Raw genomic sequence first — 25761 nt, forward strand, 5'->3', positions numbered from 1 at the left:
CTGTATCAAGCGTGCGGTGGGGAGACGCCGGAGTCAACCGGCCGTCTTCCTCGTCGCGCGCCCATAGAGAAGACATAGCAGCGCCAGCAGCACCGCGGCTGAGAGCCCGAGCGACCAGTGAATGCCGATCCCCGCACCGAACAGTCCGACCGTGATGCCGCTGAACGCCCGCATCCCGAGCCCCGCCATGTTGTAGAGGCCGACGACGCGACCGCGAATGTCGGACGGCGCGTTCAACTGCACCAGCGCCTGCGCCATGGTATTGAACGACAGCTCGAAGAAGCCTGCAAAGAACAACAGCACGATCGCGACCGGATAGATCCGCACCGAGGCGAAGCCGAGCAGCGCCACGCTCCACAGCATGGCGAGCATGATCGCGGTGCGCGGCGTGCCCTTGAGCCGCCCCCAGGATTCCAGCGCGATGCCGGCGAGCAGTGCGCCGGCGGCATCGGCGGCGAGCAGCACGCTGTAGGAGATTCCGGGATCGCCGTGGCCGAGATCGCCGGCAAAGCCTGGCATCTGGGCGTGATAGGCATTGCCGATCATGAAGGAGGTGAGGCCGGCAAGCCAAGTCATCGCCGTCAGCACCGGCTGCGTGCCGATGGCGCGGATGGTCAGCATGATGTCGGCAAGGCCGCGCACGGCGAAGCGCCGCACCGCGACACTCTTGTCCCGCACCGGCGCCCAGAACAGCCACAGCAGCATCGGCAGATAGAACAGCGTGTTGACGATAATGCCATGCGAGGTGCCGAGCGTCAGCATGATGATTCCGCCGACGGCAGGTCCGACCAGAATGCCGAGATAGCGCGCCATCGCATTCAGCCGCACCGCGCTCGGAAGATCAGCGGGACCGACGAGATCATAGAGCAGCAGCTGGTTCGGCGTCTGCCACAACACGCCGGCGCAGCCATGGATCACCAGCAGCAGCATGGCGTGCCACATCTGGATGGCGTCGGTGATGAAGAAGAAACCCCATCCGGCCGAGGCAACAATGAACAGCAGCATGCCGCACTGGATGATGCGGCGCGGATCGACCCGGTCGGCCAGTCCGCCAACCGCGACCGAGAACAGCAGGAACGGCAACCAGTGCGACAGCACGGCAAAACCCGCCAGCGCCGGCGAATGGAATTTCTGGAACACCACCCAATAGCTGATCACATGCTCGATATTGTCGGCCATCATCGCCAGCACGTAAGCGATGAACTGGAGCCGGTAGGGCACCGACCTCATCGCTGCGAACGAGCCGGACGCGACCACGGGATTTTGAGGGAGGGGGTTCAAGCGGGCACCTGGGGTGGGACTTTGGCGCCGTGCCTACACGTTCGCCGTCGAGCGCTCAAGGCACTTGGGTGTGTGGAGACCAGGGTCCCGTAGCCCGGATGAGCGAAGCGATATCCGGGAATGCTGGCCCCGCATGTCGCTTCGCTCATGCGGGTTACGAGACCGCGGCTTGGCACCAGCGCGCATCTCACATACGCTTCGCTTCAACCCGCACCAATCAATCATAACAGACGGGCAGCGAGGACACGCCATGGACCAGATCCGCGTCTGCACCCACGCAGGGCCGGGCAGCGAACCCGTCATTCGCACCGTGCCGTGGCCGAAGGTCGGCAAGAGGGCCGCGCTGATCAAGGTCGGCGCGTGCGGCGTCTGCGGCACGGACCTGCACATTCTGAAGGGGCATTGGCCGAAGCCGCTGCCGTGGCCGTTCACGCTCGGCCACGAGCTCGGCGGAATCATCGTCGAATGCGGCGACGAATTCACCGAGGACTTCATGAGCAAGCCGCTCAAGGTCGGATCAAAAGTGATGATCCCGCCGCTGATGCCCTGCGGCAGCTGCTATTACTGCATCCATTATCCCCTGACCGCCAACAAATGCCTGACGCCGGTCTATTACGGCCGCTATCTCGGCTTCGACAAGGCGCCTCACATGTGGGGCGGCTGGGCCGAATATGTCTATGTCGATCTCGACATGCTGCCGGGCACCAAGATCTACAAATTGCCTGACGACATGTCGCTGCGGTTGGGTGCGCTGTCGGAGCCGCTGACGTCCTGTATCCGCGCCTTCAATCGCGCCAGCCGCGCCGGCGGTTTTTCCTGGGGCGACACTGTGGTGATCCAGGGCTCGGGCCCGATCGGCATTCTCGCGGTCGCCGCCGCGCAGGAGATGGGAGCAGGGCGCGTGATCTGCGTCGGGGCGCCGGAGGAGCCGCGGCTCAAGCTCGCGCGCGAGTTCGGCGCCGAGGCGACGGTGAACATCGAGGAGATCAAATCGCCCGAGGCACGCATCGCGCGCGTGCGCGACATCGTCGGCGGCTTCGGCGCCGATCTGGTGATGGATTGCTCGGGCCATCCCTCCGCCGGCCCCGAAGGCATCGAGATGCTGCGCGACGGTGGCACTTATGTCGAGATGGGCCAGTTCACCGACGCCGGCTCGATCGAGACTTCATGGCACCGCATCTGCACCAAGGATATCAACGTGCTGGGCTCCTGGGGTTTTACCGCCAACGATCTGCCGCTCGGCGTCGACATGCTCCATCGCGCGGCGGGCAAATATCCCTGGCTGAAGATGCAGACAATCTATCCGTTCACGGAAGAAGGCGTCGCACAGGCGGTCAGGGATGCCATGGCGATGAAGACGGTGAAGTCGACCATCGTGCCGTGGCCGGAACTGGTGGAATAACCGATGTCGTCCATCCCCGGAGATCTCGCAGCGTTCCTGGTCGAAGCCAAGCGCCATACCTATGCGGGGATGGACGACGACGCCACCGCCGCTCCGCTGCTCAGAGGCTCAAAGCAGCTCGAGCATCGTGCGGCACCCTATGCCTATCGCGATATCTATTTCGGGATGGGGTTTTTCGTTGGCCAAGAAACCGTGTCCCGGGATGACCGCGTCGTTTGGTCGATGAGCTACAGCGGTGGCGTCCGTGCGGAGATCACGGATCGAGACATCTTCCTCGCAATCTACAAATTCCTGCGCCAGGCGTTGCTGGATGTCAGCGTCGAGTATCCGTTTCGGGGCCCGCATCTGTTCGAGCAGGCAGGCATGATTTATCGGAACGAGGTCGAGGGCGCGCTCGATCGTTTCCACGGTGTCGAGACGATTGCGCGGCAGGATGGCGTGCCGCTCTATGCGGTCCGTTACAGTGGCGGTTTGTTGCGATAAAGTCTCGCGAGCCCTGTAGCCCCGGACGGAGCCCAGCGTAATCCGGGATTCTCGCCTGGGGCTCCCCGTATTCCGCTACGCTCCATACGGGCTACGGGCCGGCGTTTTGAATGAAGGACGAGATGACAACCGAACCGATCCAACGCTCCCGCTCCCCCTTCCGCGCCATCCGTGCGATCGACTACACCGTCATTTTCGCGCGCGACATGGTGGCGATGCGGCGCTTCTACCAGGAGGTTCTCGCATTTCCGCTGCTGCGGGAGCTGTCGCCGGACTGGATCGAGTACGGCTTGGGCCCCAACACGCTGGCTCTTGCAAGGCCAAGCCGAACCGCGACTGACGCGCCGACGCCGGCGGGCAGTGCCGCGCTGCAACTGGCCTTCAAGGTGTCCGCGGCCGAAGTCGATGCGTGTGCCGACGAACTCGCACGCCACGGCGTGGCGCTGCTGTCACCACCGACGAACCAGTCGTTCGGGCATCGGACGCTGTTCTTCCGCGACCCCGACGGCAATCTTTTGGAGATCTATGCGGAGATCTGAACCAGGCAGCGGCGGGCCCGTACACGAAAAGTTCCATCGAAAATTCGCGAGTTATTCACGCCCGGGTGAAACTTAGGCCCGGGTTTCGGCTTTCAGTTCACGGGAGAGTTCATCGTGAAGCAGATCCTGAAGCCCCTGACCTACATCGCGGCCGCCATCTACTTCCTGGTGGATGCGGTCTTCATGGCCGTGGCGAGGCCAATCTCGCGCTGGATCGGGCGGCATCTCCAATTGAAGCGATTGCGGGGCTGGATCAGATCGCTGTCGCCTTATTGCTCGCTCGCCTTGTTTTCGGTACCCGTCATTATCCTGGAGCCGGTCAAGCCCGTGGCAGCCTATCTCGCCGCAACCGGTCAGATCGTGAGCGGGGCCGTGACGTTCATCATCGGCGAGCTGCTCAAGCTCGTGTTGGTCGAGCGCCTGTTCCATCTCACCCGTGACAAGCTGATGCGGATTCCGGCTTTTGCCTGGGCGTACGGCAAGTACTCCGAGGTGAAGGCGTGGCTGCAGGCAACCGACGCCTGGCGCGCCATCCGCGCACTGAGCCGCGCGGCCAGGGACACTCTTGTGCGGGCAAGAGCTAGACTGGTCGGCGGCTTCAGCAGCCTGGTGACCTCCAGGGATTAAGGCTGCAGGCATAGAGCTGCGCTGGGCGAGTTGCCATCTATGCGAGCTTGCGGTCCGCGGCGGTGGCCTTGTCGCCCGTGTTCGGCGTGCCGGTCGGCTCGATCAGCATGAGATGAACCTCCTCGCGCGCCACCGGGCGATGTTCGACACCTTTCGGCACCACGTAGAGTTCGCCCGGACCGAGCGTCACCGTCCGGTCCCGCAACTCGATATCCAGTCTGCCTTTCAGGACGAGAAAGAAATCGTCGGTGTCGTCATGCTTGTGCCAGGTGAATTCTCCCTTCACTTTCACCACCATCACGTCGCAATCGTTGAAGGTCGTGATCGTGCGTGGGGACCAGAAATCCCCAAATGTCGCGAGCTTGTCGGCAAGCGAGATTCCGTCGGCCATGTGTTCTCCCGTTCTTCCGTGCGGCTCGATTTGGGTCGAGCGATGCCAGCAGTTATTTGACATATCCCGACGATATGGCCCGCGCCCATTTCGGGTGGTCGTTGGCGAGGGCACGGGACGATGCGGCGTCCCAATCGTATTCGAGGGCCAAGAGTTCGGCCTGCCAGCCCCTTTGTCGCTTCGTGAGGATTGCATATCGCGCGTGCGGCGAGCGGTATTCCAGGTTTGCGGCAACGGGAATGTCTGCGAAGACCGGGCAACCAACGCTCCCTGGATTGAGAACCAGACAGTCATGAGGTCCGTGAACGACGGCCTGGCGGTGGCTATGACCACACAGCACCACGCGCGCCGTCGGCTCACTCGCGAGGCGCATTGCCAGCACGTCGCGGCGTGCCGGTACGAAGCGGCCGTCGTCGAGCGTTTCTTCCAGCAGGCATGTCGTATCGTTGTCGGGCGTGCCGTGGCAGGCCAGGATCCCATCGTCCAGCCGTATTTGGGAAGGCAGGCTGTGGAGTGCGAGACGTTGCTCCGCAGTCAATGCGTTGCGCGCAAACAGACCTGCCGACGAGAGCTTGTCGTCCGGAAACTCCTCAATCCAGCGATCATGGTTTCCGCGTACGGTCGGCAACGACAGCGCCTCAAGCGCTTCGAAAGTCTCTTTCGGCCACAACGGGCTGGTGACGCAATCGCCAAGGTTGACCGTACGATCGACGCCACGCGCCTTGATGTCGGCCAGCACCGCCTCGAGCGCGGCAAGGTTGCCGTGGATATCGGAAATGACTGCCAATCGCATCGTCGTGCTCCCTAGTCCAATCGGCCTGAGCTTAGCCCTGTTGTGCGTCTCCGGCAGCTTCAACCGCGCATAATTTAAGCGAGGTGGCCGTGAAAATCTGCAGCCTCGCCCCAAAATCCCGCTATATGCAGTAAAATGCCCCGAAAACGCTGGATGTAGTGGGTCGAGCTGGCCAGTAAGCTTATTCTCGGCATCACCAAAGCCATGCGTCATAGGCATGGTGATTTGCCCGCACTTGGCGTAAAGAGCGTCCAAATCAAATCACCACGCGTGCGGCTGGACCATTTGCCGCCTACGCAGCTTCAGGTCGCGCGGCTCGACGTTCCGCGCCTGGACCAACCAAGGTTTATCCCGTGTCTTTTCCGACCATGAGTCCGCCGCTCGCCCGAGCTTTGGCCGAGCGCAACTACGACCGTCCGACCCCCGTTCAGCTCGCCGTGCTCACGGACGAGGCCGCTGACCGCGATCTCTTGGTTTCGGCACAGACCGGCTCCGGCAAGACCCTGGCCTATGGGCTCGCCATGGCCAAGGACTTGTTGGGCGACGCCGAGCGGTTCGAGCGGGCGGGTGCACCGCTTGCCCTGATCGTGGCGCCGACCCGCGAGCTTGCCTTGCAGGTCCATCGCGAGCTGGCGTGGCTGTACGAGCATGCGAGCGGGCGCGTCGTCTCCTGCGTCGGCGGCATGGACCCCAGGCGCGAGCAGCGCGAGCTTGCGGCCGGCGCTCATATCGTCGTCGGCACGCCCGGCCGGTTGTGCGATCATTTGCGCCGCGGCCGTCTCGACATCTCGGAATTGAAGGTAGTCGTGCTCGACGAGGCCGACGAGATGCTCAATCTCGGCTTTCGCGAGGACATGGAGTTCATCCTCAAGACCACGCCGGACACGCGCCGCACCCTGATGTTCTCGGCGACGTTCCCGCGCGGCATCGTCGCGCTGGCCAAGCAGTATCAACAGCGGGCGTTCCGGATCGAGGTCGCCGGCGACGAAGGCGGTCACGCCGATATCGAGTACCGCGCGATCCGGATCGCGCCCGGCGATGCCGAGCACGCCGTCGTCAACGTGTTGCGCTTCTACGAGGCGCCGAGCGCGCTGGTGTTTTGCAGCACGCGCGATGGTGTCCGGCATTTGCAGGCGGCGCTGCTGGAGCGCGGCTTCTCCGTGGTCGCTTTGTCAGGCGAATTGACGCAGAACGAGCGAACCACGGCGCTGCAGTCGCTACGGGACGGACGCTCGCGCGTCTGCGTGGCGACCGACGTCGCCGCGCGCGGCATCGACCTGCCGAGCCTCGACCTCGTCATTCATGCCGACCTGCCCAACGACGCCGAGGTCATGCAGCATCGCTCCGGCCGCACCGGCCGCGCGGGCCGCAAAGGGACGAGCGTCATGCTGGTGCCGCCCGTGCGGCGGCGGCGTGCGGAAATGCTGCTCAATGTTTCGGGGATCGACGCGGTCTGGGGGACGGCGCCGCAGCCGGATGAGATCCGCAAGCTCGATCACGAGCGCATGAAGGACGTGCTGTTCACGGAGGAGACCACCGCCGACGATCTGGCGCTGGCGCAGGCGCTATTGGCCGAGCGGTCGGCCGAGGAGATCGCCGCGTCACTCGCACGGCTCTATCGCGCGCGGCTGCCGTCGCCCGAAGACATTATGGATCCCGGCGAGCGGAGCAGCCGGCCGCGCGAGGATCGCGGCCGCAATGACACGCGCGCACCGCGCGACGATATCCGCGCATCGCGTGGCGATGATCGGCCCGAAAGGGCGCGGCCCAAAGCGGGAAAATCGTCGTCGAAACATGGCATGGCGGATGGCACCGTCTGGTTCCGGGCCAACATCGGACGAAAAAAGAATGCGGAAGCGCGCTGGCTGTTGCCGATGATCTGCCGCCGCGGCGGCATCGACAAGAACGATATCGGCGCGATCAAGATCATGGACACCACGACCGAGTTCGAAATTTCCGAGCGGGTCGCGGAATCCTTCGCCGTGAAGATCAAGCGTCCGGACAAGGAAGACAATATCCGCCTCGAGCCGATGGCGGATGCGCCGCAGCGACAGGCGGCTTCGGAAGAGCGGCCCCACGCGCCGCGGCGCGAGATCGGCGACAGCGATCATCGTGAACGCCAGGGCGAACGCGCGCGCGAGCCGAACGGGTTCAAACCGCAAGGCAAACCTCACGGCAAGCCACACGGTAAACCGCACGAAAAGCCGTACGGCGAACGCACACCGAAATTCGACGATGCTCCTTCCTTCGCAAAGAAGAAAAAGCACAAGAACAAGCCGGGCCACGCTGAGCCCTCGGTCACGTCGTGGTCTGAGAAGGGCGCCGCCGGGAAGAAGCCGAAGACTAAAAAGAAGCATCGCGCCTGACGGCGGCCTACCGGCGTCGACGGGGAGGGGCGTTACGTCGCAGCGAGGTCGCGCAGCATGTAGGTCGCGCTGTCGCCGTAGGACGCGAGTTTCGCCCGCAGCTCCGCATCTGCCGTGACCGGCCGAAAGCCGAGACGCTCCCACAGCGGCCGCGTGGCGTAGACCGACACCAATGCGAGCGTCGCGATTCCTGACGCGCGCGCGAGCTGTTCGGTCGCAACGACATAGTCGCGCGCGACGCCGCCGCGAAAGTCGGGCAGCACCGCGATGTCATGCAAATAGAGGCAATCCGCACCGCCGGGCAATTGCTCGAGGAAGCCGTCGAGCGGCGGAATCCGGTGCTGGATCCAGGGATGCGCGAAACCATAGCCGACGATCCCGTCGTCCGCGACAAGCACGCGGCAGCCATCGGGATAGAGCCGCATCTTTTCCGCGAACACCTCAGGGCTTTCAGGCAGATCGGGATGGATCCGTGCTGCGATCTTGCTGATCGCCGGCAGATCGGGGGCGCGCGCGGGACGCCAATGCGGCTTGCTCATGTCGATCCGTCGTCCATCTCCATCATCCCAGTTTATTCCGATGCGACGAGGCTTGCAGCGAAAAATATCTTTGCCGCGATCTCAGGAATACGACGGCTCGCGCGGCGTCCTACCCATGCAAGCCCATTGCCTGACAGGAGAGACCATGACGTCATCGATCCGCCTCGCGCTCACGCTCGCAATATCGCTGGCGCTGCTTCCCGCTGCCTTCGCGGCACCGCCGACCAAGACCGGCAAGACCGACAAAGGGAACGTGCTTACCGACCCCAAGGGCATGTCGCTCTATACTTTCGACAAGGATGCTGACGGCAAGTCGGCCTGCAATGGTCCGTGTGCGACCAACTGGCCGGTGCTGAAGGCCGAGGCGAGCGATGCGGCCGCCGACGGCTACACCGTCATCACGCGCGACGATGGCTCGAAGCAGTGGGCCTACAAGGGCAAGCCGCTCTACACCTTTGCCAAGGACACCAAGCCCGGCGACGTCACCGGCGACGGCTTTCTGAACGGCGCCTGGCATCTGGCGATGCCGTGAGCAGGGTGCACTCCTAGCGCAGCCCCTCATAGACCATCAGCCCGCGTGCGATCTGCAGCTTGCGGATCGCGCGCGGCAGCAGTTTTTCCGGCTGGTGCAGATAGCGCCAGGAGGTGAGGGCGAACGGGCCCAGCGCGCCGCATTCGTCGTCGAACGGCGCGAGCACGCCCGTCACGCTCACCGGTGTATGCGGGCGGGCGTTGAACGGCAGCAGCAGCAGCTCGAGATGCGCCTTGCTGCCGTCCTCGCGCGCGGCGGTGACGCCGGCGATTGCCCCGAGGCTCTCGTCGGCGACGATGGTCGTGATCTCCTCGATCTCGCGGCGGCTAGCCTCGTTGAACAGCGCCGCAAAGCTCGCATCCTTGAGGTCGCGCCCTGCGAGGGCGCAGACGCGCGTGCCGGCGACGCGGAACGGAAAGCCGAGATGGGGCTCGCAGGAGAGCACGAAGATGTCACCGAGCAGGCCGCGCACGGCGGCCGGATCGATATCGGCCCGGTCAGGGGCCCGCGCGGTGCCCCGCTTGGTGTCCCAATATGCGAAGAACTCGCGGCTCGACGGATGTTTCATGGCTGAACGCTTACCCCGGGGCGCAACCTCGCGGGACAAACCTGTCCCGCTTCAGTGCAGCCGCGATCCCTGTGTTGTTGTGCAGGAGGGGCTTTGCAGCGTCCATGCCGCAGCGGCATTTTCGGTGCTCCTGGCGCTGCCTTTGCGTCGTTAACGTTAAATTAACTATGCGCTTTCCGTGCACCGCCCCGCTGCTATGGTGATCGCGGTCGCAAGCCTCGCCGCTTTTCTCCAGGTTCTCGGCGAGGCCTGTACACAGGCGTCAAACAGTTTGGTCACCGGCCGCGGGGAGGGGTGGGGATACTCCCGTCTCTCTGGGTACCGGAAGTCCGACACGGATAGGCAGGGCTTTCCCAGGGCCCTGCCTTTTCCTTTTGTGCACTTGCGCAGCGCGGGCAAAGGCGACTATCTCCAAGGCCTGTCGTGAAGCCTCTCGCTCCGATCGCGCCTGAAAGCGAAGCCGCCCTTGGAATTCCCGCCAAATTCTCCGCCGCAAGATCCTTCGTCGCAAGATGCTTCGCTGGGGGTGCCGGCCGTCGTTGAGGAGGCTCCGCGCGAGCCGATCCTGACGCTGCCGTTCGCGCTGACCGCCTATATCCTCCTGCTCGCGGTGATCCATCTGCGGGTGCTGCTGCCGCCGGAGCTCGAGAACTGGACCATCGACGTCTTCGGCTTCATCCCCAAGCGCTACGATTCCTCGCTGCTCAATCTGGAGATCCCCGGCGGAGCCGGCGCCAAGGTCTGGACCTTCGTCACCTATTCGCTTCTGCATGCCAATCTCACCCATCTCGGCTTCAACGTGCTGTGGCTGTTGCCGTTCGGCAGCGCGCTGGCGCGGCGCTTTGGCGCCATCAGGTTCTTCCTGTTCCTCGCGGTGACGGCGGCGGCCGGCGCGCTCGCCCATCTCGTCACCCATGAGCACGCGGTGGCGCCGATGATCGGCGCCTCGGCCTCGGTGTCCGGCGCGATGGCGGCGGCGATCCGCTTCGCCTTCGTTCGCGGCAGCTTCCTGTCGTTCAGCCGATCGGATGCCGATACCGCCGCAAGAGTTCCGGCGCTGCCGCTGTCGCGCGCGTTGCGCGACGGGCGGGTGCTCGGTTTTCTTGCGGTGTGGTTCGGCGTCAACATCGTCTTCGGCGTCGGCGCGATTGGCGTCGACAGCGAGACCACGAGCGTCGCCTGGCAGGCGCATATCGGCGGCTTCCTTGCCGGCCTGTTGCTGTTCGCGCTGTTCGATCCGGTGCCGCGCGTGCGAAGTGATGCTGCGGATGCGTCATCACGGGACATTTCAGACCGCATTTGAAGCGGCGCTTGCGGCGCCGCCCGAATTCATCCATCATTCCCGAGAAGAATGTTCCGAAGCGACAGGCCGCTAGCGGCGATGCTTCGCAAAGCGCCTGAACGTGAAACCGGCGCTGAAACTGTTAGTTGAAGACTCGAAGAACAAGTCCGGACCGCGAACAGCGGACGGTTGCGATTCAGGGAGGCGACAATGACGGTACGTTCGATTCTCAACACCAAGGGCCACCAGATCATGAGCGTCGAGCCCGACGCCAAGCTGGCTGCCGCGGTCAAACTGCTCGCCGACAAGAAGATCGGCGCGGTGCTGGTGATGAACCAGAGCCGGCTGGAAGGCATCCTGTCGGAGCGCGACATCGTCCGGGTGATCGGCGAGCGCGGCGCCGGCGCGCTGGAGGAGCCGGTCTCGCAGGTCATGACCCGCAAGGTGGTCACCTGCAAGGAGACCGACACGGTCGCCGAGCTCATGGAGATGATGACCACCGGCAAGTTCCGCCATCTGCCCGTGGTCGACAACGGCAAGGTGGTCGGCCTGATCTCGATCGGCGACATCGTCAAGCGTCGGGTGCAGGAATACGAGGCCGAGCAGGAAGCTCTGCGCGACTACATCAAGACTGCCTGATCAGTAGACCGCCTGATCAGGCCTGCTGGTCGGCTTTGGGCGCGGCGCCCTCGGGCGCAGGCGCCAGTTCGTGGATTGCCTCCTGGATGGACTCCAGCGCACGCTCGGCTGCGCGGGTGCCCAGCGCGATGAGGTCCTCGGAGCGGTGGAAATCGAACCAGCCGAATTGGCCGATCCGCGGTGTGATCAGCATGTCGGGCGGATCGCCGGCGAGGCGCGCCCGGGTGATACGGTCCTGCATGATGTTGAAAGCGTCGACCATCACCGAGGAGAGGCCGGGCCGGGCGCTGCCGCTGCCGAAGAACTCGCGCTTCACCGTCTTCTCAGGCGAGAAGAATCTCGGGAAGCGCCGCTTTGACGCCGGCTCTTCGGTCGCGGGGATCACCGGTTCAGGCGTCGCGCCGTGCGAATAGACCGTCGTCGAATAGGTGAAGATGTCGCTGGAAAGATTTGCGGCGATGACGATTTCCGCGCCGAGCGCGCGGGCGGCCGAGACCGGCACCGGGTTCACCAATGCGCCGTCGACCAGCCAGCGATCGCCGATCAGGACCGGAGAGAAGATGCCGGGCAGCGCGTAGGAGGCGCGCATCGCGTCGACCACGCGGCCGCGCGTCAGCCAGATCTCGTGGCCGGTGCGGACCTCGGTCGCGACGGCGGCGAACTTGACCGGGAGATCCTCGATCTGGCTCTGGCCGCAGGCAGCCTCGAGCCGGGTCGCCAGCTTCTCGCCGCCGATCAGGCCAGAGCCGTTGAGGCGGATGTCGAGATAGCCGAGGATGTTGCGCATGCCTTGCAGGCTGCGGCCCCATTCTTCCAGCGTATCGAGCCGGCCGGCTGCATAGAGGCCGCCGACCACTGCGCCGATCGAGGTGCCGACCACGACGTCAGGCACGATTCCGTTGGCGAGCAGGGTCCTGATAATGCCGATATGAGCAAAGCCGCGCGCCGCGCCGCCGCCGAGGGCAAGGCCAATGACCGGCCGGCGGATGCTGCCCAAGCCGACTTTCTCGCCGACCTTATCGCTGTTCGAACCCCGACCCTTCAATATGTCCAGCACCGAAACTCTCCTACGCCGGGACCCGCCATCAGACTAGGCACCGCAATCGCGCTCCGCCAGAACCAGGCCGAAGCATGGTTTATGCCGGTTTGGGAAGCGCGCGGGGCAGGAGTATGGCGAGGGACGGGTGCCCCTGGGGTAATCACGCAGGCGTCAGCCGGGTTCCAAAGAACCGTATTGGCCGTATTTCTCGGGGATCCAGAGGCTTGAATTTGCCGCGTTTTCGGTGAAAAGCAGGTGGCATGACTCTCGGGGGTGACGGCATCATCGGATGGCGGCGCAGCACATCGCTGCTGCCGGTGTTGGTCTTTGCTGCCTGTCTCTATACTCTTGGCCAAAATGCTGCGCAGGCGCAGCTTTTCTCCGATCGTCCGCCGCCGGTGCCGCCCGCTTCGGTGCCCGATCCCGGCGGTGCCGTCAGTCTGGCGCCGCCCTCCGGCCCGGGTGCCGGACCGCCGAGCCTGCCGCCGACCCTGTTGCAGCCGACCACGCCCAGCATGCCGCCGCCCGCGGTCACGACTGTGCCATCCGCCCCGCCGCTCAATGCGGCGGTGCCCGGACAGGGCGTGCTGTCGCTGACCGCGAAATATGGCAAGGACACCCCGCCGATCACCAGCGGCCTGGTCTGGCGCGTGTTTGCCGATCGTCCCGACGAGAACGGCACCTTCAAGCTGATTCGCGAAGATCGTAATGCCACGCCAAACATCGTGTTGCCGCCCGGCAATTACGTCGTGCATGTCGCCTTTGGCCTCGTCAGCGCGGTGCGCACTGTCAGCCTGAAAGCCGAGACCGATCGCGAGTCCTTCGTGCTGCCCGCCGGGGGCTTGCGCATCGAGGGCCGCGTCGGCACCAGTCGCATTCCGCAGAACCAGATCTCGTTCGCGATCTACAAGGGGAGCCAGTTCGAATCCGGCGAACGCGCCTCCCTGGTGCCGAACGTCGCCGCCGGCGACGTCGTGCTGCTGCCGGAGGGCACCTACTACATCATCTCGAATTACGGCGACGCCAATTCGGTGGTGCGCTCGGACATCCGCGTCCAGGCCAGCAAGCTCACCGACGTCACCATCACCCACCGCGCTGCCGTCATCACGCTCAAGCTCGTCAGCGACAGGGGCGGCGAGGCGCTCGCCAACACCGCCTGGTCGGTACTGACCCCGGGCGGCGACGTCATCAAGGAATCGATCGGCGCCTTTCCCCGCGTCGTGCTCTCCGAAGGCGAATACCGCGCCATCGCCAAGAACGAGGGCAAGGTCTACGAGCGCGGCTTCAATGTCGTCAACGGCGTCGACGGCGAAGTCGAGGTCGTCGCGCGGTAGTGCTTGAGCGGTGATGCCGCATGCGGCCCGACGCTAGTCTTCGTGCCTGGTGAACACTTCTCATTCAGCGCATGGATTCCCATATCTTATTACCGCCAGTCCCGTGTGCGAAAGCAGATGCTTTCCGCTGCTCCGCTTGCTGTTGCGATTGTTGGCGTTTCGATTTGAACAGCTCTGGCAGCGCTACCAAGCAGGACCGATCAACACCGGCACCGCCGGCTTATTCCAGCGGCGCCGCGACTTCCTCACAGCAGTGCAAGATACCTATTTCCGATAATCAATTTTATTCGCTTTCCATCCTGCCGCGTTATATGTCGGACATCACTCCAACGGGGGAGGCCGGAGCAGGCTCGTGCGTCTGCGAGACCGGCAAGGAGCAGGGGACCAAGCTCGTCGGCATGTTCGAAGTGATCCTCACCAGGCGTAAGCGGTTCGGCTGGCGGTGGCAGGTGTGCGACCAATCCGGCAAGAAATTTGCCGATGGCTTCGAGCGCACTCGGCCGTCCGCCAAATATCATGGCGAGCGCGCATTGTTCTTTCTGTTGTCGCAGGCCCATCTGCGCAACCGCTTGGCGACGTCCAGCGAGGACTAGTCGGGACTGCGCGTGCAGTCCGATAAGTCCCGTAGCCCGGGTGAGCGAAGCGATCCCGGGACAGTTCGTGGTCGGAATCCCGGATGTCGCTTCGCTCATCCGGGCTACAAGACCTTGCGTTGCCCGACGGGCAAAACACCCCAATTGTCGGTCAACTCCTGACCGCAAAAATATTCCGCTTTACCGAAATTCGGAAACGGCGTATCCACGCCCTCACTCCGGCCCAAGGAAGAGGGGCGTATCGCGATCGTCACGAACGCGGGCCGGACGGCGGTGGACGTTGGTCACATCGGCGCGATCGGCTTCGCAGGGCGGGCAACCGTGAGCGAAGGCCTCGCGCACACGACCGGTGTGATCGGCGTACGGCAAAATCGTGTGGTCCTGACGCCCGGGGTCTGTGCGTCAAGCGTTGCGGTGATGTGGGTTGCCCAACCGGGCGCACGCGTCAGCCATCCGCAAGGCGACGGGGGCAATAGTGCATCGCTCCCCGGGGAGAGCGCGACATAAGCCGTAAAGCCACTGCGCAGGGAAGGCCGGATGTTTTGGCTTCACCTGTATGCTGCTGTGCAATTTTGTTCACGACAATCTCGCACAGTGGACCGCGGGTGCCAGCCGGCACCCGGTCTTCCCTGCGCCCTCTTTCATTTGAGGGTAAGGCATCGAGGCAAAGCTCGGGCGAACAAGCCGCGAGGATGCGAAGGTGCGTCTGCGATCCGGAATGCGATGAAAGTGCGACGCTTCCACCCACAGACTCCGTCATTGCGAGCGCAGCGAACCAATCCAGAGTCTTTCCGCGTGGGCAGTCCGGATTGCCGCTGCGCTCGCAATGACGAGGATGATGGGAGTATACGCCGCCGAGATCGCAAAGCTGCTCGCCGATTTCGGCGAGCGAGATTCACGGACGGCGTAACTCGGACGGATAGCAGTCGTAGATCAGCGCCTTGAAGGCCGGCGTGATGCGGCTGCGCTCGTTCTGGGTCTGCTGCATCAGCAGGTAGACCATGTCGAGCTTGGGATCGACGCCGAAATAGGTGCCGCTGCCACTGTCCCATTTCAACTCGCCGAGCGAGCCCGGCGGCGGCGGTTTGGCGTTGCCGGGATCGGTCCGCACCGCGAGGCCATAGCCATAGCCGAAGCCGTCGCCCGGAAAATAGAAGTAATCGCGTCCGACGCCCGAGCCCGGCCCGACGTGATCGGTCGTCATGGCCTTGAAGGCAGCGGGGCTCAGATAGCGCTTGCCGTCGAACTCGCCGCCATTGAGCAGCATCTGCGCGAATCGCTGGTAGTCGGTGATGGTCGAGAGCAGCCCGCCGCCGCCGGACTGCCATTCGGGGTGATCGAGGCGCTCGCGCTCGGCGGCGAGCAGGATGTTGTCGTTCGGCAGCGGCCGCGCCATCCGCGCTAGCTCGTCCTCGGTCGCCAGCGCGAACTTGGTGCTGCTCATGCCGAGCGGATCGAAGATGCGCTGCTTGAGGAATTCGTACAGCGTCTGGCCCGAGATGATCTCGATGACGCTGCCGAGGACGTCAGTGGAATGACCGTAGCGCCACAGCGTTCCCGGTTGCCGTGCCAGCGGCAGCCTTGCGATGCGTTCGGCGAATTCCCTGTTGTTGAATTGACCTTCGAAGATATTGGCGGCCTTGTAGGCCTGCTCGACCCATTTGCCGCCGATGTAGTCGTAGCTGATGCCCGAGGTGTGCCGCAGCAGATCCTCGATGTTGACGGGACGGACCGGGGCCACGAGATCCAGATGCAACGTGCCGTCGGGATTGGTGACCTCGAGGCCCACCTTGGTGTCGGCGAAGAGGGGAACATATTTCGACACGGGGTCGGTGAGCGCGAGCTTGCCCTCGTCGATCAGCATCATCGCGCCAAGGCAGGTGATCGGCTTGGTCATCGAGTGGATGGCGAAGATCGTATCGGGCGTCATCGCGAGACCGGTCCTGGTGTCGCGCACGCCAATAGTCTTCAGATAGACCGGCTTGCCGTGCTGCTGGACCAGCACCACGGCGCCGGGCAGCCGGCCATTCGTCACCTCGTTGTCGAAATACGCTGTGATGCGGTCGAGCCCGTCGGACGACGGCGCGGGGACGTCGGCGGCGCGGCTTCGCGCCATCGTGCCGGCCAGCAGCGCGGCTCCGACCAGAAATTCACGACGCTTCATCCGGGCTTCCTCCCTCGCCGGGATCAAAGCCGCAAGACGTCGAAGGCGTCAACACGCCTTCGATTAAAATCGCGTCACGATTTCAGAAAGGACCGGTCGCGGACGGTCTTCGCTCGGCCTGGTCGGCTTGCCGATATGGACGAAGCCCGCGAGCTTCTCGTCCGGCTTGAGGCCGAGGCCATCCAGCACGTCGCGATCGAACGCGAACCAGCCGGTCAGCCAGCAGGCGCCGTAGCCGAGCGCCGCCGCGGCCGTGACGATGTTCATAACGCTGGCCCCGGCCGACAATTCCTGCTCGAAGACCGGCACCTTCGGATGCGGTTTGGTGAAGCTGACGATGCCGATCACCAGCGGCGCATCCGTGAGGCGTTTGCGCTCGGTCTCGACGTCGGCCGCCGGCGCGCCGGGATTCTTCCGGGCAAACACCTTCGCGATCACCTCGCCGGCGCGCTGGCGCGCATCGCCCTCGAAGATGATGAAGCGCCAGGGCGCGAGCTTGCCATGATCAGGCACGCGCGCGCCGATGGTGAGGATCGTCTCGAGCTCGGCCGGGGAGGGGCCAGGTCCGGACATCTCGCGCGGCTTGACCGAGCGGCGGGTCTTCAGGAGTTCGATGGCGTCGGGCACTGCGGTTTCCTCTTCGGCTGGTCGTCGGGCGTGCAGTCCCCACATAGGAATGCACGCCCGCAACCGAAAGCGAGTTTAGACCGATTTCAGATGTCAGGCCGCGCTGCGCGCTCGCTTCACATCCGGCGGGGTCGCTTCGTCGACGAGGGCGGCGATGGCTTCCACCGTCGTCGTCACTTGCTGCCCGTCGCTGCCGAGCCGGCGGATCGAGACCGACTGCGTCTCCGCCTCTTTCTTGCCGACCACGAGCAGTGCCGGAATCTTGGCGAGCGAATGCTCGCGGACCTTGTAGTTGATCTTTTCGTTGCGCAGGTCGATCTCGGCTCGAAGTCCCGCACGCCGGACCTGCTCCAGCACCTGCTTGGCATACTCGTCGGCTTCCGACGTGATGGTGGTGACCACCACCTGCACCGGCGACAGCCAGAGCGGGAAGTTGCCGGCATAGTGCTCGATCAGGATGCCGATGAAGCGCTCCATCGAACCGCAGATCGCGCGGTGCACCATGACCGGCGGCTTCTTGCCGCTGTCGTGGTCGATGTAGAACGCACCGAACCGTTCCGGTAGGTTGAAGTCGACCTGCGTGGTGCCGCACTGCCAGTCGCGGCCAATGGCGTCGCGCAGCACATATTCGAACTTCGGTCCGTAGAAGGCGCCTTCGCCCGGATTGATCTCGGTCTTGATGTGATTGTTCTGCGACTGGATCTCGCGCAGCACCGTCGCCATCACGCGCTCGGCGTGATCCCACATCGCGTCGGTGCCGACGCGTTTCTCCGGCCGGGTCGACAGCTTCACAGTGAGATCGCCGGTGAAGCCGAAATCGGCATAGGTCGACAGGATCAGCTCGTTGATCTTCAGGCACTCGTCGGCGAGCTGATCCTCCATGCAGAAGATGTGCGCGTCATCCTGGGTGAAGCCGCGCACGCGCATCAATCCGTGCATCGCGCCGGACGGCTCGTAGCGGTGCACCACGCCGAACTCGGCGAGCCGCAGCGGCAGGTCGCGGTAGCTCTTCAGGCCATGCTTGAAGATCTGCACGTGGCCTGGGCAGTTCATCGGCTTCAGCGCGAACCAGCGCTTGTCTTCGGCCTCCTCGCCGGCCGACTGCGCCGCGAACATGTTCTCGCGGTACCAGCCCCAATGGCCGGAGGTCTCCCACAGCGACTTGTCGAGGATCTGCGGGGCGTTGACCTCGCTGTAGTCGCCGGCCAGGCGCCGCCGCATATAGGCGATCAGCTGCTGGAAGATGGTCCAGCCCTTGGCGTGCCAGAACACGACGCCCGGGCCTTCCTCCTGGAAATGGAAGAGGTCGAGCTCGCGCCCGAGCTTGCGATGGTCGCGCTTTTCCGCTTCCTCGATCTGCTTCAGATAAGCGTCGAGGTCCTCCTGCTTGGCGAATGCCGTGCCGTAGATGCGGGTCAGCATCGGGTTGTTGCTGTCGCCCCGCCAATAGGCGCCGGCCACCTTCATCAGCTTGAAGGCGTTGCCGACCTTACCGGTCGATGTCATGTGCGGGCCGCGGCAGAGATCGAACCAGTCGCCCTGGTAATAGATCTTGATCGGCTCGTTGCCGGGAATGGCGTCGACCAGCTCGACCTTGAACGCTTCGCCCTTGTCGCGGAACACCTGTTTGGTCTTTTCGCGATCCCAAACCTCTTTCGTGAAAGGTTTGTCGCGCGCGATGAGCTCGCGCATCTTTTTCTCGATCGCGGCAAAGTCCTCCGGCGTGAACGGCTCGTTGCGGAAGAAATCGTAATAGAAGCCGTTCTCGATCACGGGGCCGATGGTGACCTGTGTGCCCGGCCACAGCGTCTGCACGGCTTCGGCCAGCACGTGGGCGCAGTCATGGCGGATCAGCTCGAGCGCGCGCGGATCGTCCCGGTTGATCAGCTCGATCCTGGCATCGGCTTCGATGGGATCGTCGAGGTCGGAGACCACGCCGTCGAGCGCCATCGCGACCGTACGCTTGGCCAGCGACGGCGAAATGCCCTTGGCGAGTTCGAGGCCGGTGATGCTCTTGGCGTATTCGCGCCGGGCGCCGTCCGGAAAGGTGAGCGTAATTTTTTCCGGTGGGGTCACGGGTCTCAAATTGCTGAGGCTGTACTGGAAGCCGGATTCGGATTTGGGCTGCTCGGACTTGGATTGGTCCTTGGATGGGTCCTTGGGCTGGTCGGTCATGGCATGTCTCCTGAGGCTCACTCCTGCGAACGAGCGCAGGTAAGCGGGAACGAGCGATATATCAGGCGAGTCGGCCTGCGCAATCCGGCATTTCCAAGAAACCGGCGCGCAAAAGCGGAGGCGCTGCACGAACTATTCCGGGCAACGCCCTTTAACTGGTCGCAAGGCGGCTCTACATGCGTTTGCATAGAAAATGCACGCGCCGGCCGTTTCGCGCCAACCGCCCTGATGCTCGGCAATCTCGTCACCGGCTGCTCAGTACTGGCGCCGGCGGGCATGCTGCCGGAATTGGCGACGGGGCTCGACGTCAGCATCCATGCGGCTGCGCTCCTGATCACCTTCGGGGCTGTCATCCTCTGCATCGGCTCGCCGCTGACGGCCTGGCTCACCAGCCGGATCGAGCGCCGGGCGTTACTCACCACGACGCTGGCGGTGCTCGCTTTTGGCAATCTGGCCTCGGCCTTTGCGCCCGACTATGCGAGCCTCCTCGTCATCCGCCTGGTGATGCTCGCGGTCGGCGCGCTTTACACGCCGCAGGCCGCCGGTACGGCGGCGTTGATCGTGCCGGTGGAGCGTCGCGGCAGCACGATTGCCTACATCTTTCTCGGCTGGTCGCTCGCTGCCGCCGTCGGCCTGCCGCTGATCACCTTCATCGCCAGCCGCTATGGCTGGCGCGCGGCCTATGGCGGAATCGGCGCGCTCGGTTGCGTCAGCTTCCTGCTGTTGCTGATGCGGCTGCCGGGGGGCTTGAAGGGGACGCCGGTGGATCTGAAGACCTGGAGCGCGGTCGGTCGCAACAGAACGATCCGGCTTCTGCTTGCGATCACGATGTTGCAGATGTCCGGGCAGTTCGTGGTGTTCACCTTCATGGGGCCGCTGCTCAACAAGCTGACCGGCGCAGGGCCCGATGCGATCGGCCTGGTGTTCGCTCTCTATGGCGTCTGCGGCTTCCTCGGCGTTGTCATCGCGACCCGCATCGTCGACACCTCGGGACCCTATCGCACCTCGCTGCTGTTCACCTGCCTGCTGCTTGCAGGAATCACGGGCTGGGCACTCGGCGCCGGCACGCTCGCGTTGATGGCGGGTGCGGTCGCGATCTGGGGCCTCGGTTTTGCCTCGACCAATTCGATGCAGCAGGTGCGGCTGGTCTCGGCCGCACCGTCGCTGGCATCGGCGACCGTCGCACTCAACACCTCCGTCCTTTATATCGGCCAGGCGGTCGGCTCTGCCGTCGGCGGACTGCTGTTCGCCCGCGAGCTCCTGCATACGCTCGGCTTCGTCGCAGTCGGTTTCGTGGTGGTGGCGCTGATCCTGGTCGTCCTGACCCGGCCCCGGCCGGCAACAGCCGCCCCGGCCTGAACGGAAGCGTGCCTGTGTGCGCAAGGTGCTTGGCAAACCGCGCGCCGGGAGGCTAGAAGGCCGGTCATGGGGACCAAAGAGGGTTGACTGAGATGAGGATGATTCTGGCGGTTGCCGCGGTGCTCTATTCAGCTTCCGCTTTCGCGCAAGCCGACAAGCCACCAATGATCGGAGACAAGCCGTTGGTGCAGGTCAAGCCCAAAGGGACCAAGGCGGGCACCAAGGAGGCTGCGGCCAAGCCGGCTGCCGCGCCGAAGGGCAAGCCACAATCCATCGCGGCGCGGCTGCAGGCTTGCCTGGACCTCGATGACGGCACCAAGGACCGGCTCAATTGCTACGACGCCGTGATCCCGCCGACGCCAAAGCCGAAGCCGGCCAAGGCCAAGGGCTACGCCGATTGCCGTTTCTTCAAGGAAGAGGACGAGCGGCTGGCCTGCTTCAACGGCTTTGCCGAAAGCATTCCGAAGCTGCCAAAGACCTGAGGCAGATCAGGGCCTGCGACAGTTACAGGCCCACCTAGCCAAAATACCGACGGCGCAATATCGCGGGCTTACCGGCTCGACGGGGATGGATTGGTGGAGGCCACGCGCGTGAGCGCGAGTGATGGCGTCGCCGACATCTTCACGAGGACGTCCTTGAGCGGGTCCCGCGTCCACGCTCGCGTCACATAGTCACGATGCGTGATGCCGTCCCCGGTTTCGACGAACACCACGCTGCCCGGACGCAAGGGGCCGTCCATGTCTTCGGAGACGGTTATGCCTTTCTGCCGCAGCGTGCTCATCAGTTCGCGGTCGCGCCGTGCGGTGTAGCGGGTGTAGGAGCTGACGAAGAAGCCGGAGCGGTGGCTCTCGATCCATGAGGCGAACTTGTCCATCTCGCCATAGACGGCGTCGAGCAACACGACGCCGCGGACACGGTCACCGATGCCACCAACCTCGAGGCTCCAGGCCGTCGGCAGGAAGCCGCCGCTGTAGCCGACGATCACGATCGGCATGTTGGCGAAGGCGCGGGCGCTGTTGGGATCGCCGGTGAGGCGGGCGAGATGGTTCGCCGACTCGTCGATGAAGCGCTTGAGGCCGCCAGCCTGCCAGAATTTTCCTGCGCTGGAATCGGCGGCATCGACTGCCATCTGCGGTGCGAGCAGGATGGCGTTGGCGCCGGAATCAGTGATCTGTTGCGGCACCAGCTGGCGGTCGCGCACGTCGCGCTCCAGCGTCGCGCCATTGCCGTGGAAGAACACCACGATCACGCCTGGCTTCCGCACGTCGAAATGTTCGGGCACGTGCATCAGGACGCGGTTATCGTTGTAAGTCTCGTCCTGCCAGAACACGCGCCCGGAATAGCTGCGGTGGCCGCGGCGGTCGCCCTTGGAGATGTTGAGGAATGGCGCGTCGGAGGCAGGGTTGTTGCCGAAATAGGGGAAGGCTGACGATTTCATGCTGACGAGCGTCGTCAGGTCCTCGCGTGGCGGACGCTGGTAGGGGGCCTGCGGCGCGAGCGAAGCAACCTTGTAAGGCGCCTGCTCCGGCTGCGGCTGCACGGCGCGCTTGGGTGAGAAGTCCGACATCTGCCGTTGCAGAAAACCCTCGCTCGCGGATGGGAAGCGCTCCCTGAACTGGGGGGCCGGGAATCGATCCTCGAACGTGTCGTTGCTTGCGACTTGCTGGTTTGTCTTCGCAACGACCTGGACGTTGGCTTGGACGTTGCCTTGGGCATTGGCCTGCGAGTTCGCCGCGAGTGCTGCCGGATTGGGTGCCTTGCCGCATTGAACCAGCGTCAGCGACAACGGCACCAAGGCTGAGATCAGAGCGGTCCGAAGCGCACGACCGCGTGCGCCGGACGTGGTCCGGTCGGCGCGGATGTCAGCTCTCGGTTTCGGAACGGCCCCGACCATTCACCCATGACCCCAAGTCATGACCACAAGTCCATCGGCAATCATTAAGGCAATTGAGCCGATGGGCGTTTAGGCGACGTTAAGTGTCCGGAGAAACTTCCCCACATCCGGAACGCTCAAAGGGACCACGCAATCGTGTCGTGATTGTGGGGGAGGGAGACGGGATGTCCCGGTGTTTACGACGCTTTATTGCCCGTTCGTGCATTGATGGTGCTGCAGTACCGATTTGGCCCCGCCTCATTTAACCCTTGTTAACCCTGCTTGAATTGACTGGACCGAGCTGCACGATGCTTCCCACGAGGCGTGACGCCTGAGGTTGAGGACGGCGATGACGGCATCAGATGCGGGTACTGCACCCTGGACCGGCCGGCTGACCGGAAGCGGGTCGGGGGTCTCCGTTCTGGTCGCAACCGCCATCGTCGTGGCCGACATGATCGGGGTCGGCGTCTTCACCAGCCTCGGCTTCCAGGTCAAGGACATTCCCTCGGGCTTCTCGATCCTCTTGCTTTGGACGGTCGGCGGCATCGTCGCGCTGTGCGGGGTGTTCTCCTACAGCGAGCTCGGCGCGATGTTTCCGCGCTCGAGCGGCGAATACAATTTCCTCGGCCGAGCCTATCATCCCGCCTTCGGCTTTCTCGCCGGCTGGGTGTCGGCGACGGTTGGCTTTGCAGCACCCGTCGCGCTCGCCGCGATGGCCTTCGGCGAATACGCCAAATCGGTGGTCCCCGATGTGCCGCCGATCCCGCTTGCCATCGCCGTGGTGTGGCTGGTCTCGCTCGTGCAACTGACCGGGGTCAGGCATTCCTCGACGTTCCAGTTGATCTCGACCATCCTGAAGGTCGTGCTGATCGTTGCCTTCCTGGTCGCCGGCTTCATCGTCGGCGCGCCGCAGCCGATCGCCTTCACGCCGCAGGCGGGTGATCTCGTGCATATCGTCAGCGCGCCTTTCGCGATCGGGCTCGTATTCGTGATGTATTCGTTCTCGGGCTGGAATGCCGCGACCTACATCATCGGCGAGATGAACATGCCGCAGCGGGACCTGCCGCGTGCGCTGCTCGCGGGCACGCTGATCGTGCTCGTGCTGTACGTCGCGCTGAATGCGGTGTTTCTGCATTCCACGCCGGTCGGCGCGCTCGCGGGACAGCTCGACGTCGCCAGCGTTGCCGGCAGCGCGATCTTCGGCAATCTCGGCGGCCGGATCGTCGGCGCGATGATCTGTTTCGGCCTGATCTCCTCGATCAGCGCGATGATGTGGATCGGCCCGCGCGTGATGATGACGATGGGGGAGGATATTCCGGCGCTGCGCGTGTTCTCGCGGAGATCGGTGCGCGGCGCGCCGGCCTATGCCATCCTGTTTCAGCTCGCCGTCGCCAATTTGCTGCTGTTCACGCGCAGCTTCGAGGCCGTGCTCGACTTCATCCAGTTCGCGCTGCTGTTCTGCTCGTTCTTCACGGTCGCCGGCGTGATCAAGCTGCGCATCACGGATCCCGATTTGCCGCGGCCCTATCGTGCCTGGGGATACCCGTTCACGCCGCTCGTGTTCCTGCTCGTGACCGCGTTCATGATGTACTATTTATTGACTGAGCGGCCGGTGCAATCGCTATCGGGGATGCTCGTCATGGTCTCGGGCCTGTTGATTTATGCTGTTTTCCGCAGGCGGCCGGTCGCCGCTGGCACGTCACACAATCGCGAATAGACATGTTTCGACCCATGAGAATTGCGGCCGTGGCTCTCGCCTTGCTGGCTGGGGCCGTCTCGTCCGCACGTGCTGCCGAGGCAACCTTCGACGACACCGCGCGCTTCCTCGCGGGCATGCAGCCTTCGGCGGATTCGCCGCTGGTGCCGCTCACAAAGGACTCGGGTTGGCAACGCCACGCGAGATTCTTCGACAGTGCCTTCGCCCAGCTCGAGGAGCGCCAGCTCGCGAAGATCCGCAACTGGGCCGACGTCAATTTGGCGGCGACCAAGCCGACCATGTTTTATTGGTTCAGCGGCCCCGACTTCCTCTACGCCAACGCCTTCTATCCCAAGGCCAGCACTTACGTGCTTGGCGCGCTGGAGCCGGTCGGTGCAGTGGCTGACCTGACGCGATTGCCGCGCAGTTCGGTCGGCGCCGCGCTCTATAATGTCGAGCGCTCGCTCGGCTCGATCCTGAGTTTTTCCTTCTTCATCACCAAGCAAATGAAGGTCGACCTGCACACCAACCAGGTCAACGGCACCTTGCCGATCCTCTACGTCTTCCTCGTCCGCTCCGGCAAGATCATCCGCAATGTCGAGATGGTCGCACTCGACGACAGGGGCGGCGTGCATGTCGGCAACGACAATCCAGGACCGAACGCGACGCGCGGCGCCCGCATCACCTTTGCGGGCCCCGACGGCGAGGCGCGCACGCTGTATTATTTCTCGACCGATCTCTCCAATTCAGGTGCACGCGCGGCAGGATTCCTGAAGTTCTGCGAGACGCTCGGACCCGGCAACAGCCTGATCAAGAGTGCGTCCTATCTGCTGCACTCCGGCAATTTCACCGTGGCGCGCGACTGGTTGCTCGCCAACAGCGCGACCATCGTCCAGGACGATTCCGGCATTCCGCTTTCGAGCTACAATTCGCGGCAATGGCGGTTCTTCCCATTCGGCCGCTATCTCGGACCGATCGGCGAATTTCCCGGCCGCTACCAGGAACGCTACGCCGCGCTGTTCACGCGCGCCCAGCCGATCGATTTCGGCGTCGGCTACCGCTGGCGGATGCACGAGTCGAACTTGCTGCTGGCGGTGAAGGTGCCGGGAAGCGAGACGGCGCCGGGGGCGGAGACCACCTCGTCCGCCGAGCCGTCGCCGAAACCGCTGCGTCCGAAGCGGCCACGTCCGCCTGAGCCGGTCCCGCCGCCACCCGGACGCTTTTTCTGGTCCCGCTAATTACCAGTGCACGCTCTGGCTCGGCACGATGAACGCCGTTGTGCTAGGCGGCGTGGCAAGACTCGTCTCCAGATACCAGCCGGAGCCGACCACGAGCAGCAGCAGGGCGATGATGGCGAGCATGTCGAGGGTTCTGGGATCGTGGCCTCGCGAACCGCCCCGGGAATCCGGTCCAAGTCTGACGTGAAAATGAGGGCTGATTTTCCAGCGCATTGTTGTTT

General features: G+C 64.1%; 25 protein-coding genes. 14 read left to right on the forward strand and 11 right to left on the reverse strand.

The annotated features are described in order from the left end of the window. Nucleotides 1-33 precede the first annotated feature (33 nt). Entirely contained in the window at nt 34-1230 is a 1197-nt protein-coding gene (locus tag RX329_RS16590) for an MFS transporter (RefSeq protein ID WP_166517659.1), read from the reverse strand. A 301-nt stretch (nt 1231-1531) separates the two neighbouring features. On the opposite strand from RX329_RS16590, the gene RX329_RS16595 reads away from it, so the two are divergent. The 4 genes from RX329_RS16595 to RX329_RS16610 all read left to right on the forward strand — a co-directional run bounded on the left by RX329_RS16595 (nt 1532) and on the right by RX329_RS16610 (nt 4332). Next, nucleotides 1532-2683 carry a zinc-binding dehydrogenase gene (locus RX329_RS16595; RefSeq protein WP_166517711.1) on the forward strand — a complete coding sequence of 384 codons (1152 nt, stop codon included), beginning with the start codon at nt 1532-1534 and terminating at the stop codon, nt 2681-2683. 3 nt (nt 2684-2686) lie between these two features. Further along, on the forward strand, nt 2687-3166 hold the full coding sequence (locus RX329_RS16600) for a DUF5680 domain-containing protein (RefSeq protein WP_085351128.1): 480 nt from the start codon (nt 2687-2689) through the stop codon (nt 3164-3166). 110 nt (nt 3167-3276) lie between these two features. Beyond that, a complete protein-coding gene (locus RX329_RS16605) occupies nt 3277-3705 on the forward strand; it encodes a VOC family protein (RefSeq protein ID WP_085351129.1) in 429 nt (142 codons plus the stop codon). A 114-nt stretch (nt 3706-3819) separates the two neighbouring features. Further along, nucleotides 3820-4332: a hypothetical protein gene (locus tag RX329_RS16610; protein WP_018455352.1), complete on the forward strand. Its 513-nt coding sequence runs from the start codon at nt 3820-3822 to the stop codon at nt 4330-4332. 37 nt (nt 4333-4369) lie between these two features. Here RX329_RS16610 and RX329_RS16615 read toward each other — a convergent pair whose 3' ends face one another. Further along, the gene (locus RX329_RS16615; RefSeq protein ID WP_085351131.1) at nt 4370-4723 is read right to left on the reverse strand and encodes a cupin domain-containing protein; all 354 of its coding nucleotides are present in this window, start codon (nt 4721-4723) and stop codon (nt 4370-4372) included. A gap of 52 nt (nt 4724-4775) precedes the next feature. Next, entirely contained in the window at nt 4776-5516 is a 741-nt protein-coding gene (locus tag RX329_RS16620) for a metallophosphoesterase family protein (protein WP_007602584.1), read from the reverse strand. A 368-nt stretch (nt 5517-5884) separates the two neighbouring features. Here RX329_RS16620 and RX329_RS16625 point away from each other — a divergent pair, with 368 nt between their 5' ends. Next, nucleotides 5885-7882, forward strand: a complete 1998-nt coding sequence (locus RX329_RS16625; protein ID WP_166520832.1) for a DEAD/DEAH box helicase — start codon at nt 5885-5887, stop codon at nt 7880-7882. 32 nt (nt 7883-7914) lie between these two features. Here RX329_RS16625 and RX329_RS16630 read toward each other — a convergent pair whose 3' ends face one another. Continuing rightward, nucleotides 7915-8421 (reverse strand): GNAT family N-acetyltransferase, encoded by a 507-nt coding sequence (locus tag RX329_RS16630; protein WP_085351133.1) that lies wholly within the window; start codon nt 8419-8421, stop codon nt 7915-7917. A 145-nt stretch (nt 8422-8566) separates the two neighbouring features. Between RX329_RS16630 and RX329_RS16635 the strand changes: the two genes are divergently transcribed. After that, nucleotides 8567-8953, forward strand: coding sequence for a hypothetical protein (locus tag RX329_RS16635; protein ID WP_166517712.1), 387 nt, complete (start codon nt 8567-8569; stop codon nt 8951-8953). Between the two features lie 13 nt (nt 8954-8966). On the opposite strand, the gene RX329_RS16640 is transcribed toward RX329_RS16635, so the two are convergent. Next, nucleotides 8967-9521 carry a PAS domain-containing protein gene (locus RX329_RS16640; protein WP_085351135.1) on the reverse strand — a complete coding sequence of 185 codons (555 nt, stop codon included), beginning with the start codon at nt 9519-9521 and terminating at the stop codon, nt 8967-8969. Between the two features lie 526 nt (nt 9522-10047). Between RX329_RS16640 and RX329_RS16645 the strand changes: the two genes are divergently transcribed. Both RX329_RS16645 and RX329_RS16650 read left to right on the forward strand, forming a co-directional pair. Further along, the gene (locus RX329_RS16645; protein ID WP_018455359.1) at nt 10048-10824 is read left to right on the forward strand and encodes a rhomboid family intramembrane serine protease; all 777 of its coding nucleotides are present in this window, start codon (nt 10048-10050) and stop codon (nt 10822-10824) included. 189 nt (nt 10825-11013) lie between these two features. Further along, nucleotides 11014-11442 carry a CBS domain-containing protein gene (locus RX329_RS16650; RefSeq protein WP_085351136.1) on the forward strand — a complete coding sequence of 143 codons (429 nt, stop codon included), beginning with the start codon at nt 11014-11016 and terminating at the stop codon, nt 11440-11442. 16 nt (nt 11443-11458) lie between these two features. Here the strand turns inward: RX329_RS16650 and RX329_RS16655 are convergent, their stop codons facing one another. Then, nucleotides 11459-12499: a patatin-like phospholipase family protein gene (locus tag RX329_RS16655; protein WP_317246145.1), complete on the reverse strand. Its 1041-nt coding sequence runs from the start codon at nt 12497-12499 to the stop codon at nt 11459-11461. Between the two features lie 242 nt (nt 12500-12741). On the opposite strand from RX329_RS16655, the gene RX329_RS16660 reads away from it, so the two are divergent. Both RX329_RS16660 and RX329_RS16665 read left to right on the forward strand, forming a co-directional pair. Next, nucleotides 12742-13815: a hypothetical protein gene (locus RX329_RS16660; protein ID WP_085351138.1), complete on the forward strand. Its 1074-nt coding sequence runs from the start codon at nt 12742-12744 to the stop codon at nt 13813-13815. Between the two features lie 164 nt (nt 13816-13979). Further along, a complete protein-coding gene (locus RX329_RS16665) occupies nt 13980-14408 on the forward strand; it encodes a hypothetical protein (protein ID WP_240543361.1) in 429 nt (142 codons plus the stop codon). Between the two features lie 895 nt (nt 14409-15303). Here RX329_RS16665 and RX329_RS16670 read toward each other — a convergent pair. The 3 genes from RX329_RS16670 to thrS form a co-directional block, all read right to left on the reverse strand. Further along, nucleotides 15304-16572, reverse strand: coding sequence for a serine hydrolase domain-containing protein (locus RX329_RS16670; RefSeq protein WP_317246146.1), 1269 nt, complete (start codon nt 16570-16572; stop codon nt 15304-15306). Nucleotides 16573-16635: 63 nt separating this feature from the next. After that, entirely contained in the window at nt 16636-17199 is a 564-nt protein-coding gene (locus RX329_RS16675) for a nitroreductase (protein WP_166517713.1), read from the reverse strand. 93 nt (nt 17200-17292) lie between these two features. Next, entirely contained in the window at nt 17293-19374 is a 2082-nt protein-coding gene (gene thrS / locus RX329_RS16680) for a threonine--tRNA ligase (RefSeq protein ID WP_162496431.1), read from the reverse strand. Nucleotides 19375-19560: 186 nt separating this feature from the next. Here thrS and RX329_RS16685 point away from each other — a divergent pair, with 186 nt between their 5' ends. Continuing rightward, on the forward strand, nt 19561-20733 hold the full coding sequence (locus tag RX329_RS16685) for an MFS transporter (protein WP_085361740.1): 1173 nt from the start codon (nt 19561-19563) through the stop codon (nt 20731-20733). A 92-nt stretch (nt 20734-20825) separates the two neighbouring features. Then, nucleotides 20826-21215 (forward strand): hypothetical protein, encoded by a 390-nt coding sequence (locus RX329_RS16690; RefSeq protein WP_026232937.1) that lies wholly within the window; start codon nt 20826-20828, stop codon nt 21213-21215. Between the two features lie 68 nt (nt 21216-21283). Here the strand turns inward: RX329_RS16690 and RX329_RS16695 are convergent, their stop codons facing one another. Then, the gene (locus RX329_RS16695; RefSeq protein WP_317246147.1) at nt 21284-22627 is read right to left on the reverse strand and encodes an alpha/beta hydrolase; all 1344 of its coding nucleotides are present in this window, start codon (nt 22625-22627) and stop codon (nt 21284-21286) included. A gap of 328 nt (nt 22628-22955) precedes the next feature. Between RX329_RS16695 and RX329_RS16700 the strand changes: the two genes are divergently transcribed. Continuing rightward, nucleotides 22956-24323 (forward strand): APC family permease, encoded by a 1368-nt coding sequence (locus tag RX329_RS16700; RefSeq protein ID WP_317246148.1) that lies wholly within the window; start codon nt 22956-22958, stop codon nt 24321-24323. A 2-nt stretch (nt 24324-24325) separates the two neighbouring features. Continuing rightward, nucleotides 24326-25540 carry a hypothetical protein gene (locus tag RX329_RS16705; protein ID WP_317246149.1) on the forward strand — a complete coding sequence of 405 codons (1215 nt, stop codon included), beginning with the start codon at nt 24326-24328 and terminating at the stop codon, nt 25538-25540. On the opposite strand, the gene RX329_RS16710 is transcribed toward RX329_RS16705, so the two are convergent. Beyond that, nucleotides 25541-25753 (reverse strand): hypothetical protein, encoded by a 213-nt coding sequence (locus tag RX329_RS16710; RefSeq protein ID WP_026232939.1) that lies wholly within the window; start codon nt 25751-25753, stop codon nt 25541-25543. Between the last annotated feature and the right edge of the window lie 8 nt (nt 25754-25761).

Source organism: Bradyrhizobium sp. BWC-3-1 (assembly GCF_032917965.1).
GTDB classification, from domain to species: domain Bacteria; phylum Pseudomonadota; class Alphaproteobacteria; order Rhizobiales; family Xanthobacteraceae; genus Bradyrhizobium; species Bradyrhizobium canariense_D.